At 65.6% G+C, this 13,182-nt stretch carries 13 protein-coding genes and 1 tRNA gene; 6 read left to right on the forward strand and 8 right to left on the reverse strand.

Annotated elements, in window-relative coordinates; all coding sequences use genetic code 11:
* Positions 1–108: 108 nt before the first annotated feature.
* The 3 genes from ACUSIJ_RS09585 to cpdR all read right to left on the reverse strand — a co-directional run bounded on the left by ACUSIJ_RS09585 (position 109) and on the right by cpdR (position 1,300).
* On the reverse strand, positions 109–324 hold the full coding sequence (locus tag ACUSIJ_RS09585; protein WP_449308162.1) for an AbrB/MazE/SpoVT family DNA-binding domain-containing protein: 216 nt from the start codon (positions 322–324) through the stop codon (positions 109–111).
* 250 nt (positions 325–574) lie between these two features.
* A tRNA-Val gene (locus ACUSIJ_RS09590) sits at positions 575–649 on the reverse strand.
* A gap of 291 nt (positions 650–940) precedes the next feature.
* Positions 941–1,300 (reverse strand): cell cycle two-component system response regulator CpdR, encoded by a 360-nt coding sequence (gene cpdR / locus ACUSIJ_RS09595; RefSeq protein ID WP_449308163.1) that lies wholly within the window; start codon positions 1,298–1,300, stop codon positions 941–943.
* A 279-nt stretch (positions 1,301–1,579) separates the two neighbouring features.
* Here cpdR and ACUSIJ_RS09600 point away from each other — a divergent pair, with 279 nt between their 5' ends.
* Together ACUSIJ_RS09600 and ACUSIJ_RS09605 are read left to right on the forward strand one after the other, a co-directional pair.
* On the forward strand, positions 1,580–2,476 hold the full coding sequence (locus tag ACUSIJ_RS09600; protein WP_449308164.1) for an N-formylglutamate amidohydrolase: 897 nt from the start codon (positions 1,580–1,582) through the stop codon (positions 2,474–2,476).
* Positions 2,477–2,480: 4 nt separating this feature from the next.
* Positions 2,481–3,476: a small ribosomal subunit Rsm22 family protein gene (locus ACUSIJ_RS09605; protein ID WP_449308165.1), complete on the forward strand. Its 996-nt coding sequence runs from the start codon at positions 2,481–2,483 to the stop codon at positions 3,474–3,476.
* Between the two features lie 222 nt (positions 3,477–3,698).
* On the opposite strand, the gene ACUSIJ_RS09610 is transcribed toward ACUSIJ_RS09605, so the two are convergent.
* Positions 3,699–4,025, reverse strand: a complete 327-nt coding sequence (locus ACUSIJ_RS09610) for a hypothetical protein (RefSeq protein WP_449308166.1) — start codon at positions 4,023–4,025, stop codon at positions 3,699–3,701.
* Positions 4,026–4,447: 422 nt separating this feature from the next.
* Between ACUSIJ_RS09610 and ACUSIJ_RS09615 the strand changes: the two genes are divergently transcribed.
* Complete coding sequence (locus ACUSIJ_RS09615) at positions 4,448–4,834, forward strand: hypothetical protein (RefSeq protein WP_449308167.1); 387 nt, start codon at positions 4,448–4,450, stop codon at positions 4,832–4,834.
* A gap of 304 nt (positions 4,835–5,138) precedes the next feature.
* The gene (locus tag ACUSIJ_RS09620) at positions 5,139–5,891 is read left to right on the forward strand and encodes a hypothetical protein (protein ID WP_449308168.1); all 753 of its coding nucleotides are present in this window, start codon (positions 5,139–5,141) and stop codon (positions 5,889–5,891) included.
* 133 nt (positions 5,892–6,024) lie between these two features.
* Here the strand turns inward: ACUSIJ_RS09620 and ACUSIJ_RS09625 are convergent, their stop codons facing one another.
* A complete protein-coding gene (locus ACUSIJ_RS09625; RefSeq protein ID WP_449308169.1) occupies positions 6,025–7,290 on the reverse strand; it encodes a Glu/Leu/Phe/Val family dehydrogenase in 1,266 nt (421 codons plus the stop codon).
* Between the two features lie 249 nt (positions 7,291–7,539).
* Complete coding sequence (locus ACUSIJ_RS09630; protein WP_449308170.1) at positions 7,540–8,676, reverse strand: EAL domain-containing protein; 1,137 nt, start codon at positions 8,674–8,676, stop codon at positions 7,540–7,542.
* Between the two features lie 268 nt (positions 8,677–8,944).
* Between ACUSIJ_RS09630 and ACUSIJ_RS09635 the strand changes: the two genes are divergently transcribed.
* A complete protein-coding gene (locus ACUSIJ_RS09635; RefSeq protein ID WP_449308280.1) occupies positions 8,945–9,439 on the forward strand; it encodes an acyl-CoA thioesterase in 495 nt (164 codons plus the stop codon).
* A 90-nt stretch (positions 9,440–9,529) separates the two neighbouring features.
* On the opposite strand, the gene ACUSIJ_RS09640 is transcribed toward ACUSIJ_RS09635, so the two are convergent.
* Positions 9,530–11,020 (reverse strand): acetyl-CoA hydrolase/transferase family protein, encoded by a 1,491-nt coding sequence (locus ACUSIJ_RS09640; protein ID WP_449308171.1) that lies wholly within the window; start codon positions 11,018–11,020, stop codon positions 9,530–9,532.
* 487 nt (positions 11,021–11,507) lie between these two features.
* Here ACUSIJ_RS09640 and ACUSIJ_RS09645 point away from each other — a divergent pair, with 487 nt between their 5' ends.
* Entirely contained in the window at positions 11,508–11,630 is a 123-nt protein-coding gene (locus ACUSIJ_RS09645; RefSeq protein ID WP_449308172.1) for a hypothetical protein, read from the forward strand.
* A 93-nt stretch (positions 11,631–11,723) separates the two neighbouring features.
* Here the strand turns inward: ACUSIJ_RS09645 and ACUSIJ_RS09650 are convergent, their stop codons facing one another.
* Entirely contained in the window at positions 11,724–13,157 is a 1,434-nt protein-coding gene (locus ACUSIJ_RS09650; RefSeq protein WP_449308173.1) for an NAD-dependent succinate-semialdehyde dehydrogenase, read from the reverse strand.
* Positions 13,158–13,182 lie beyond the last annotated feature (25 nt).

A 13,182-nucleotide genomic window follows, 5' to 3' on the forward strand; every position in this document is an offset into this window, starting at 1 on the left:
TTTCGTTCGAGCACGCGTCAGATGGCGCGGATCTCGCCGCATTTTCCCCTTTCGCACGGCGTGCCGATGTCGGTATAGGGGAAGGGGGCGCGGATGACGTCGCCCTGCTCAAAGGTCGGCATAGGCTCTCCGATCCGCTTCGCTGTCCCATTCGGTGAGTGTGGCGAACGGATCATCAACTGCCGGCTCGGGCTTGGCCTGTGTGAGAGCGACGCGCCCATCCTCGATCGTGTAGGCGATCTCGTCGCCTTCCTTCAGTTGCAGGGCGGCCCGCACAGCCCGCGGAATCGTCTGCGCCTTGCTGGTCAGTTTGCTGGTGATCATGGCGGCTCCTTTGACACCCATAGGCAAGGAAACTCCTTACCGGATGCAAGGCGCAAGTCGCACGATCAGTGCCTCGGCCCATAGATGGAGGGGGAGGTGGATTGGCTGGGGTGAGGCCGCAAAATACGGAGTGTTCCGATTCGCGGCGGGAAACGAGTGTCAACCCCCACAATGAAGTTCATTGAACCTGAGAACATTACGTTAAAGTCGTCGGAACAAACTTCTAAATGGCTGATTTCATTGAAGGAAATGGTGGGCGCGACAGGGATCGAACCTGTGACCCCTACGATGTCAACGTAGTGCTCTCCCGCTGAGCTACGCGCCCGATGTCCGTGCAGCTTGCTGCGCCGAACCAGAGGTGTATGGCTTCATACAGGTTTTGCGCCGCCGATCAAGCAAAAAGACGCTCTCGCGCGAGACCCGTATGGGACGACCCGCCAAAACTGCCGGGCGCGTCCTGTTGCGGCGGCGGAAATGAACGCCGCATCCATGGGAAGGCGCTATACCCCGCCCGAACGGGACATGCAAGCCGGGAAGCGCCCGAATCGCGCCTGGCTGTGGAAACATCCCGGGCAGGGCGGGCGGAGGCGGCATAACGTGCTGATATGGCGTGTGCTCATGCCACGAGCAGCTTTTCGACCTCGCCGACCAGTTCGCGCAGGTGGAAGGGCTTGGACAGCACCTTGGCGTCACGCGGGGCCTGAGAATCAGGGTTGAGCGCCACCGCCGCGAAGCCGGTGATGAACATCACCTTGATGTCGGGGTCGAGTTCGGTGGCGCGGCGCGCGAGCTCGATCCCGTCCATTTCCGGCATGACGATATCAGTCAGCAGCAGTTCGAAGGGCTCCTCCCGCAAGTGGTTGTAGGCGGAAAGGCCATTGTCGTAGGACGCCACCTCGTAGCCCGCGTTCTGCAGGGCCTTGACGAGAAAGCGGCGCATGTCGTTGTCATCTTCGGCAAGAAGGATCTTGTTCATGGTGTTTCTTTTCGACGAATCACGTGACGTTCCTTGTGCCCCCCGCGCGCTGGAGCAGCAGGTTGCAGCAGATTCTCCCGATGGGCCCCACCCCACGGCTTGCGACCATCAAGCCGCGTGGATCGTAAATTTGGCGTGAAAGCGCGGGCGTCGCCGTGCCCAAACCACAGCCGAAGAGCCCGCGCCGTGGACAGAGGCGTCCGAAAACGGCACTATGTGACAAAAGAGCATCGGAATCGCGATGCGGACACAGAAACAGGTCACCAGCCCCGGACGAACATGCGCCACGCCGCACAGGATTTCAGCCCGCCCTTCACCATCTTCGAGCCCGTGTCGCACGGCGCCCCGGTGGTGTTCAACGTCCCCCACGCGGGGCGCGTCTATCCGCAGGCGTTCCTCGACGAATCGCGGCTCGATCCGGTGGCGCTGCGCCGGTCCGAGGATGCGTGGGTCGACCGGCTGTTCGCCGGCGTGGTGCGGCTTGGGGCGCCGCTGATGGTGGCGCATTTTCCCCGCGCCTATCTCGACCTCAACCGCGAGCCCGGCGAGTTCGACCCGCGCCTGTTCACCGGGCGGCTGCCGGCCGAGGCCAACACGCGTTCGGCCCGCGTGGCCGGGGGGCTCGGCACGATCCCCCGCGTCGTCGGCGACGGACAGGACATCTATCCCGGCCGTATCCCGTTCGAGGAAGGCCTGACGCGCGTTGAGGCGCTGTACAAGCCCTACCATCTCGCCCTGCGCGATCGTCTCGCCCGCACTCATGCCAGCTTCGGGGCCGTGCTGCTGATCGACTGCCATTCCATGCCGACGCCGGCGACGGCGGCGGGCGGGACGCGGACAGCGTCCGCCCCCGACATCGTCCTCGGCGACCGTTTCGGCATGAGCTGCGCGCCGGCGGCGGTCGGGTTCGTCGAGCGGGCGTTGCAGATGCGCGGCTACAGCGTCGTGCGCAACCGGCCCTACGCCGGCGGCTACATCACCGAGCACTACGGCACGCCCGCCAGCGGCTGCCATGCGCTCCAGATCGAGATCTGCCGCTCTCTCTACATGGACGAGAAGACGCTCGAGCCCACGGCCGATTTCGCGCGCGTGGCTGGCGATCTCGCCGCGGTCGCGGACTTGCTCATGCGGGCATCGTCGGCGCTGCTGACGCCGCTGCACGACGCGGCGGAGTGACTCCATGGAACTGCCGGCGCCTTTGAAGCGGGCGGTCGACGCCGCGCTGGAGGGGCACGCCGCGGCCGATCTCGCCCGCGCGGCCTCCGCGCTTTCCGCCCGCTATCGCGCCGAGGTGCGCGACGGTGCCTGGCATCTCGCCGAGGAGCGGGCGGCGCTCGCCTATCTCGCCACCCGGCTGCCCGCGACTTACGCCGCCGTCCGCGCGGCGCTCGCGCACGTGGCGCAGGAGCAGCCGGATTTCGCGCCCGTCTCGCTGCTCGATGTCGGCGCGGGGCCCGGCACGGCGCTGTGGGCGGCGGCGGACCTCTGGCCCTCGTGCCGCACGGCGCTGATGATCGAGGGCAGCGACACGATCCGCCGCTGGGGCGAGCGGCTGTCCGCACCGCTCGCGGGCAAAGGGGGCGCGTCCATCGGCCTCGTCTGGCGGTCGCAGGATCTGCTCGACGACACGGCGGGCGTGCCCGGCCGTCACGACCTGGTGACGATGGCCTACGTGCTCGACGAGATCGCCGACCAAAGCCGCGCCGGGCTGATCGATCGGCTATGGGCGCGCACGCAGGGCGTTCTGGTGATCGTGGAGCCGGGCACGCCGGCGGGTTTTCGCCGCGTGGCGGATGTGCGCACGCGCCTGATCGCGGCAGGCGGGTGCATTCTCGCCCCGTGCCCGCACGCGCTGCCGTGCCCGATCACCGCGCCGGACTGGTGCCATTTCTCGCAGCGCGTGGCCCGCTCGCGCCTGCATCGGCTGCTCAAGAGCGGCGACGTGCCATGGGAGGACGAGAAATACGCCTACGTTGCCGCCTCCCGCCTGCAGGACAGCGCCGCGCCGCGCCGTACCCGCGCGCGCGTGCTGGCGCCGCCGCGCGCGGGGCGGGGCCATATCGGCCTGAAACTGTGCGAGGCGGACGGCGGTGTGGCGCAGCGCACCGTAAGCCGCCGGGACGGCGACGCCTACCGGCAGGCGCGCCGTGCGGACTGGGGCGACGGCCTGTCCTAAAGCAATTCCAGCAAGAGTGGGAACCGGTTTCGCATCCGGAATTGCGTAAAAACAAAGACGTAGAGCATTTCTCTGTTTCAACGAAAAGGAGAAATGCTTGAGATCATGTCATCGTTTCACGGAAATGATGACATGATCCCGCTTTTTGATTCTGAGCTGATTCTTGTTGATCAAATGAGTCCATTTGATCGGAACGCGCTCTACTCGGGCCGGCCGTGGCGCTTACCAGCAGCCCCAGCGGTTGCAGCGGGGGCCCCAGTAAGGGCCGCGCCGCCCATAGTAGTAGCGGTCGTTGCGGGTCGACGCCGCGCCGACCACGGTGCCGCCGATCACGCCGGCCGCGGTGCCCACAGCGACCGCTGCCGCCGCCTGATCCGACTGGCGGCGGTTTTCGGCGTAGGCCGCGTTGGCGCAATTGTCGAACGCCCGCGTTCCCGGCTTCAGTCCTGCGCCCAGGCACACGCGCTCCGCGCTGTACATCGATTCCTGGGTGCTCTGACAGCCGGACAGCACCAGCCCCAACGCCGCCAATATCAATATCGCACGCATTGCAACTCCTCCCGACGCAAAATAGACTTGCCGACGCAAAACAAATTCACACTTCCGCGGCACCGGCCGATCCCGCGAGCGGATGCTTCTTAGCATGAAAATCGGTCCGTGACCGCGAAATTTGGATGGCAGGCCTTTGGGCCGCCGCGGGCGCGAGCCGGGGAACGGCGCATTGCGGGGCAATGCGCCGACAATGTCACGAATCAGCCCTATTTACGACATATCCGGCGCATATCCAACGCCGGCGCGTGACGCATTCATGACGACCGTCTCCGCAGGCGCTGCGGGGCGTCGCCCGTCTGCCGCCGCATTGCCGCGCCGGTTTTACGCGTCCCGCCGAGGAATCATCGCCGCTGGTGGCCGGCCACTCGCATTGTGTGAATTTGTTTTGATTGTTGCTTTGTTTAATGAAGGGGATCGAAATGGAGTATATTAGACAAGTTGCCGACGGTGTTTCTTCCTGGTTCTACGCTCGGGGCAACGGTGCTGCCGCCGCGCAGCCCGGCGATGCCGCCAGGGACGAGGCCGGCAGGGACACGGAATCCCTTTTCGCGTCGCTCGCCTCGCAGGAGGCGTTGCAGCGGCCGCTGGCCGGGAACTACGATATCGCGCTCAGCGCCCGTAACCTGCGCAACGACAAGGTGCGCGTCCGTTCCAACCTGGCGGCCGCGGCCGACAAGGTCGGCGTCGACGCCGTGCGCCAGGCGATCGTTGCACGCCTCGGCAAAACGGGCCCGCATCAGGCCATCGCCCATCAGCAGCTCAACCGGGTGGTGAGATGCGTGCCGTCGATCGTCATCGTCGGCTGACGGCCGGGCAATCCGCTTCTTACCGACGAGCCGGACGCAGGGCTTCCCGCATCCGGGTCGTTCCCTGTGGGGAAGGCGCATGTCATGCCGGCACTCCGGTCTTCGGCCGGTCCTGCGCCGCTGTCAAACGGCGGGGCAGCAAGGACGGTGGGGACCTGGGACACGGTACTCGCCTAGCATTCGTGTAGCGGCGATGGTTTATGTGAGGTTTCGATCGGCTTTTTATTGTCGAAATATTTATGGATAATTCTTGCATCGCCCGATTAAATTCTGTGCATAAGCATGTTTATTGAGAGGAATTTCTATGTCTGCTTCTTATCCTATTGGTAATTCGTCGTTCCCACCTGTGCCGACGGTCTGTTTCGAAGCTCCGGTCACGTTCTCCCAGCCCGGGAGCATCGCCGCGGCCGAGCAGAACGAGGTTCGACAGGAGAACGCAGGCGCTACCGACAACACCGACAGCAAGGCCGGCTGGTGCTATAAGGTCCGGCAGGGTCTTTCCGACATCGGTAAAACCATCCGGAACTTCTTCGCCTCGGCCTGGGCAAAGCTGCGCGATTTCTTCAGCGCGATCGGGGAAAAGGTGAAGAACTTCTTCTCTGGAGAGGCCTCCGATGTTTCGTCGCGATTGTCCAGCCCGGTTACGTTCCACTTTGTCGACACCGGCAATGAGGATGATGAGGATGACGTGATCTATGATCCCACGCGGGATCTGGACGGTGAACCAGCACCCCGCGTCCGGAAGGACGGCGAGTCGGTCTCGGATGATTTCGAGGACGGGCTTGCTATCCTCGTCCCGCCGATCACCCAGAGGCTGGACAACGGTAGCGTATCGCTCCTCGACACCAGCGCTGCACAGGAGGACCTCGCAGACCTCAGCGTGTCGGACAGCGTTGCAAGCACCATCGGGGAGGACGAGGAGACGGCATCGTTTCCCGACGTCAACACCGGACAGCGCCACGAAGGCTCTGATGTGGGGGTTGATGAGGGTCTGGGAGACAGCACGGCTCAGCAACTGCAGGCGCAGCAGAGCACGGACGGCCACGTCTCCGAGTAAGGCCGACAGGCCGGCGCAGTCCCGCGCGTGAGGGCCTGGTGCAAGCGCGCCGGCCCTTCATCCCATGAAGAACGACAGAACCGGATGCGGTCTCCGCATCCGGTTTTTTGCAGCCCGGCCAGGGTGCGCCGCGTCAGCTCGCGAAGAACGACTGCGTGCCGTGCGCCTCGATGGCAGCGGCGAGGCGGGCGAGGGCGTGGATGTAGGCTGCCGTGCGCCATGACACGCGCCTCTCCTGCGCGATCTCCCAGATGGCGCGCCCCTCCCGCACCATGATGGTGCGCAGGCGCTCGTGCACCTCTTCCAGCGTCCAGGCGTAGCCCTGCTTGTTCTGCACCCACTCGAAGTACGACACGGTCACGCCGCCCGCGTTCGCCAGAATATCCGGCAGGACGATGATGCCCTTCTCCGACAGGATGGCGTCGGCCTCGGGCGTCACCGGCCCGTTCGCCAGCTCCAGAACGACCTTCGCCTTGACGCTCGCCGCGTTGCCCTCGTGGATCATGTTTTCGAGCGCCGCCGGCACCAGCAGGTCCGCATCCACCGCAATGAGCTCGTCGGCGGAAAGCCATTGGTGGCCGTGCGTCCCGACCGTCGAGGCGACGGACTTGCCCTCGGCCTTGGCCTTGATCAGCAGGTCGACGTCGAGACCGTCCGGCGAATGGACCGCGCCGGCGGAATCCGACACCGCGACGATCAGGTGGCCGTCCGCCGCCAGCAGCGAGGCGATGAACTGGCCGGCATTGCCGAAGCCCTGGATGGCGACGCGCGTGCGCCCCTCCAGACCGAGTTCGGCGGCAAGGTCGCGCACCAGATAGTAGCCGCCGCGCGCCGTCGCGTCGTTGCGGCCGACCGAGCCGCCGAGCGCGATCGGCTTGCCGGTGATCACCCCCGGCGAGGCCTCGCCCACGATCTGCGAATACTCGTCGGCCATCCAGCCCATGATCATCGCGTTGGTATAGACGTCGGGGGCGGGAATGTCCCGGTCCGGTCCCACGATGCGCGCGAACGCCTGGATGTAGGAGCGCGACAGGCGCTCCAGCTCGGCCTTCGAGAGCGTGCGCGGATCCACGCTCACCGCGCCCTTGCCGCCGCCATAGGGCAGGTTCATCACGGCGCACTTGAACGTCATCCAGAACGCCAGCGTCTCCACCTCGTCCTCGTTGGAATCGGGATGGAAGCGGATGCCGCCCTTGGTCGGCCCGCGCGTGTCGTCATAGCGGCAGCGCCAGGCCAGGAACGACTTGCGGGAGCCGTCATCCATCCGGATCATCAGGCGGACTTTCGTGGTCTCGCGCGGATATTTCAGCTTTTCGATCACATCCGGATCTACCTGCAGATGCTGGGCGGCTTCGTCGAGACGGACGAGGGCGAGATCGAGAAGGCTGTGGCGGGTCATCATGGCTCCTGAAGCTTGGCTCGCCGGCCGTAAACCGGCCAGGGTATCTGTTTAGAATTTATGCAAAAGCCTATAACATAGGCGGAATTTGCATAAAACAAGTGCATCCTTCAAGGAAATAAAATGACCCAACTGTCAAGCAAAAATTCATAAACTGTATGTTTGAAACATCATTGGCGATATTTCATGCATCATGCGGGAGGTCGAGGGACGTCGGTCAAGCCCGCGCCGACGGTGTCGTCCGTGGGTTCAGTTCGGCACGGCCATCAGCAGCAGGCCCGCGAGGGCGGCGCCGGCGACCATCCTTCTGATACGCAGGCGGCAGACGCGTTCGCCGCGCTCGGGGAGGGAAAAGACGAACGTGTCGTCGCTCGCGCCGATGCGCGTCGCGTGGGTGGCGAGCCAATCCGCCAGATCGGCCGGCAGCACCTCCGCCGCCGTCCGGCCGTTCAGGGCGTGCGCCGGCTTGCGGAACAGCGCGGCGAAGGTTTCGTTGGCGCGCACCAGCCGCATCTGCGGGTCGATCTGGCACAATCCGATGTTGGCGAGGCCGAACAGCACGTCGAGGTCCGGGGCGATGCTGTCAGGGGCCGGGCGCGGGTCCGGCCAGATCGGCGCGCCGGCGTGGTGCAGGGCGAAGCGCTCCGCCTCCTGCGGCGTCATCTCCCGCCCCAGCAGCCATCCCTGGCCATGGGTGCAGCCGAGCGAGCGCAGCACAGCAAGCTGCCCGCATTGCTCGATGCCCTCGGCCACGACCCGCAGTCCGAGGCTGGAGGCGAGCCCGATGATCGCCGCGACGGTCGTGCGCGCGTCGGCGTCCGTCTCGATGGAGCGCACGAAATTCCTGTCGATCTTCAGTGCGTGGAAGGGGAAGCTGAGCAGCCGGTCCAGGCCGGCATAGCCGGTGCCGAAATCGTCGAGCACGATCCGCACCCCGGCCCTGTTGAGGCAGCCGATGATTTCATGGGCGTTGCAGGTCTCGGATACGATGTTGCTCTCGGTCATCTCCATCACCAGCCGGTCACGCGAGAAACCGGTGCCGTCCACGGCCGAGAAAATCGTCGAGGCGAGGTCGCGGCCGCTGAACTGCAACGGCGATATGTTGAAGCAGAGGCAGAACTGCCCGCTCCATCCCGCCGCGGCGGCGCAGGCGGAAGAGACGAGCTCATGCGTCAGGGCGTCGATAGCGCCGTCTTCCTCGGCCCAGGGGATGAAGGTCTCGGGGGCGATGGCGCCGTACACCGGGCTGTCCCATCGGGCCAGCACCTCGAAGCCGGCCAGGGTGCGCTCATGCAAGGTCACGATCGGCTGGAACACCGGCCGGATCTCGCCGTCCCTGACAGCCCGAAGAACCGCTTGCCGAGGCACATCGGTGGCAGACAACATCGGATCCTCCAGCATCACCCGGTGGGAATGAGGCATCACCATAGATGTCATAATATGAACACGGATATAACAGGTGTCGACCGTATTTTTACACGATCCAGATTCTCGTCGCCGTCTGGGGCCCGCGACATGACGCCGCCGCACCGGCCGCGTTCCGGCTCGATGGACAGCGCTACGGCTACGTTTTAGAGTCGCTCAAACCTCGGGTCGCCCGCGAATCCCGCCGGCGGGGGCGGGGAAATTTTCCGGCCGGCATTCTGGTGTCATGATGAACGAATCGCGCCACAAGCTTTCGATGAGCATTCTGATGACCCCGGACATGGCGAATTTCGCCGGCAACGTGCACGGGGGGCACATCCTCAAATATCTCGATCAGGTGGCCTTTGCCTGCGCCAGCCGCTATGCCGGCAGTTACGTGGTGACCCTGTCGGTGGATCAGGTGATCTTCCGCCAGCCGATCCACGTCGGCGAACTGGTGACATTCTACGCTTCCGTGAACTACACCGGCAACACGTCGATGGAGGTCGGCATCAAGGTCGTGACCGAAAACATGCGCGAGCAGCACGTCCGCCACACCAACAGCTGCTACTTCACGATGGTTGCCGTCGACAAGGACGGCAAGGCCGTGCCCGTGCCGGCGCTGCAGCCCGGCGACGAGGAGGAGCGCCAGCGTTTCGAAGCCGCCATCCAGCGCCGCGCCCTGCGGCAGGAGATGGAGCAGCGCCATCGGCACATCAAGGAGAATGTCAGCCAGGCAGAGTAATGGACCGGCATGGCGGGCCGGTAAGGCGCCGCATCGATGAGCGAGGGGTCGTGGGCGCGATCGCCCGGCGGCCCCTTCTGCGTTCGGCGGCTATCGCCGCATCGTGCCCGTTTCGCGCAGGCGGGCGTGCCACGACAGCGCCTCCTCGATGATGTGCGGCGTGTGGCCGCCGCGTGTGAGGGCGCGGTCGAAATAGTCGTCGAGCGCATCGCGATAGCTGGCGTGGGCGCAATGGTCGATGATGCGGCGCGCCCGCTCGCGCGGCGCGAGCCCGCGCAGGTCGGCAAGGCCCGCTTCGGTGACGATGACATCCACGTCGTGCTCGGTATGGTCGACGTGGCTCGCGAACGGCACCACGCTTGAAACCGCGCCGCCCTTGGCGATGGCCTTGGTCACGAACACCGAGAGATAGGCGTTGCGGGCGAAGTCGCCCGAGCCGCCGATGCCGTTCATCATGTGCGTGCCGCCCACGTGGGTGGAGTTGATGTTGCCGTAGATGTCGACCTCCAGCGCCGTGTTGATGGCGATGATGCCGAGCCGGCGGATGATCTCCGGGTGGTTGCTGACCTCCTGCGGCCGCAGGATGAGCCGCGACTTGTAGTCGCCGAGCCGCGGCAGCACGGAGCGGTAGCGCGCTTCCGTCAGCGTGATGGAGGACCCGGAGGCGAAGGTGAGCTTGCCGGCGTCGAACAGGTCGAAGGTGCTGTCCTGCAACACCTCGGAATACATGGTGAGGTCGTGGAACGGCGTGTCGATGAAGCCGTGCAGCACCGCGTTGGCGATGGAGCCGATGCCGGCCTGGAGCGGTTGCAGCGTTTCGGTGAGCCGCCCCTGTTTCACCTCGTTGAGCAGGAAATCCGACAGATGGGCGGCGATGGCGCGCGTCTCGTCGTCCGGTGCGGCGACGTTGGCAGAGCTGTCGAGCTTCTCCGTCACCACGATGGCGGCGATCTTCTCCGGCGGAATGTCGATGTAGGGCAGGCCGACGCGGCTTTCCGCCGTCACCACCGGAATGGGCTCGCGATACGGGCGGCGCTTGGGGATGTAGATGTCGTGCAGGCCCTCGAGCGTCGCTGGCTGCTGCAGGTTGATCTCGACGATGACCTTGTCCGCCAGGATGGCGAAGGAGGCGGAATTGCCGACAGAGGTCGTGGGCACGATGCCGCCGTGCTCGGTGATCGCCACCGCCTCGACCACGGCGACGTCGACCTTGCCGATCTGCCGGGTACGCAGCAGCTCCACCGTTTCCGACAGGTGCTGATCGATGAACATCACCTCGCCGGCGTTGATGAGCTTGCGCAGCGCGGGATCGGACTGGAAGGGCAGGCGGCGCGCCAGCACGTGCGCCTCCGCGAGCGTCTTGTCGAGATCGTTGCCGAGCGAGGCGCCGGTGATGAGCGTGATCTTCAGCGGCTCCTCCCTGGCGCGGGCGGCGAGCGCCAGCGGCACGGCCTTGGCCTCGCCGGCGCGCGTGAACCCGCTCATGCCCACCGTCATGCCGTCGCGGATATGGCGCGAGGCCTCCAGCGCCGTCGTGATCTTCGAATGGAGACCGGGATGTCGGATTCTGTCGCGATGCATAAGCGTATCCTCGATGGCACCCATGGTTGGGGCGTGCGCACGGAAAACCGCCGCCGCCCTTCCACCGGGCAGATGAATCTTGACGGGAAACGGCCTGGTCCTGGCGTTGGACCCGGTGCCGATCGGTGCGGCAAAAGGGATCAGGCGCGCGGCCGGTCGCCGAAAGCCCCGTGCTGCGGACGAGGCGGGGTGGCGATGACGGGCCGCGACTGGCTACCGTCTGCATTTATGTCACCGTCCGCTACCATCAACTGTTGCGGCAGTTTCTGGAAATTAGCAATTGGTTGTATAAAAATCAGTTTCAAATCAAACAGTTACATATGATACTTTCGTGGCCGGGCCGCCCGTCGGCGGCAACCTTGTCAGCGCTGCCTGGACCGTGGTAGTCGATGACCGGCAATGGCGCGGCGGTCCGCCTGCCCGGGAAGGCGCAAGAGCGTGCGCGTCCCGAGACGGCGGCATCAGATTTGTCCGGTGGGAGGTTCTTATGGCTGATAACAACACGCACGGCCCGAATGTCGGCACGGAAGTTCCGGGCGGTCTTTTCGTTGGCAGCGTGGTCATCGCCTTCGTGCTGATCGTGATCGTGGCGATCGTGAACGTCGGCTGATTCGTTCCGGACCGCCGCACAGCAAACGAAAGCCGGCCGCACTGTCCGCGGCCGGCTTGGTGGTTCTGGCGACGCGGCGTCGGCCGGCGTTCGTTACAGGCTGCCTTGCGACACGAACTTCGTGTTGAGATAGGCCTCGATGGCCTCGAGCCCGCCTTCCGAGCCGTAACCCGAATCCTTGATGCCGCCGAACGGCACTTCCGGCAGCGCGAGGCCGAGGTGGTTGATGGTCAGCATGCCGCTTTCGATGGACTGGGCGAGCGCCGTCGCGGTCTTCGCCGAGCGCGTCACGGCGTAGGCCGCGAGGCCGTAGGGCAGGCGGTTGGCTTCGGTCACGGCATCGTCGAAGTCGCGGAAGGGCGAGACGAGGGCGAGTGGCCCGAAAGGCTCCTCGTTCATCACCCGCGCGCTGGTCGGCACGTCCGCGAGCACGGTCGGCTCGAAGAAGTAGCCCTTGTTGCCGATGCGCGAGCCGCCGGCCGCCAGCTTCGCCCCGTGCTGCACGGCGTCCTGGACGAAGCTTTCGAGCGCGGGGATGCGCCGCTCGTTGGCGAGCGGCCCCATGGTGGTGTCCGCCGCCGTGCCATCGCCGACCTTGACGGCCTTCGCCTTGGCGGTGAACTTGTCGAGAAAGGCGTCGTAGACCTTCTCCTGCACCAGAAAGCGCGTCGGCGAGACGCAGACCTGCCCTGCGTTGCGGAATTTCGCGGCGGACAGAATCGTCGCCGCCACGTCGAGATCCGCATCGTCGAAGACGATCGCCGGCGCATGGCCGCCGAGCTCCATCGTGGCGCGTTTCATGTGCAGGCCCGCGAGCGCCGCGAGCTGCTTGCCCACCGGCGTGGAGCCGGTGAAGGAGATCTTGCGGATGACGGGGTGGGGGATGAGGTATTCCGAGATTTCGGCCGGCACGCCGTAGACGAGGTTGACGACCCCCTCCGGCACCCCGGCGTCGATATAGGCGCGGACGAGTTCCGCCGGCGAGGCGGGCGTCTCCTCCGGCGCCTTGACGATGATCGAGCAGCCCGCGGCGAGCGCCGCCGACAGCTTGCGCACCACCTGGTTGATGGGGAAGTTCCACGGCGTGAAGGCGGCGACGGGGCCGACCGGCTCCTTGATCACGAGCTGGTAGACGCCCTCCGCCCGCGCCGGCACGACGCGGCCGTAGGCGCGGCGCGCCTCCTCGGCGAACCAGTCGATGGTGTCGGCACCGGCCAGGACCTCGGTCCGCGCCTCGGCGAGCGGCTTGCCCTGCTCGAGGGTCAGCTTGAGCGCGATCGCCTCGGCGCGCTCGCGCAGCAGATCGGCCGCCTTGCGCATGATCTTGGAACGCGCGAAGGCCGATGTCCGGCGCCACGTTTCGAAACCCTTCGCCGCCGCCGCGAGCGCGAGGTCGAGATCGGCCTTCTCCGCGTGGGCGACGTGGCCGATAACCTCCTCCGTCGCCGGATTGACGACGGGAATGAGCTTGCCCGAAAGGCTGTCACGCCATTCGCCATCAATGAACAACTGGACATTTGCATACATTTCGGTCGCGTTCCCTGATTGCTGC

This window comes from Pseudochelatococcus sp. B33 (genome assembly GCF_053570585.1).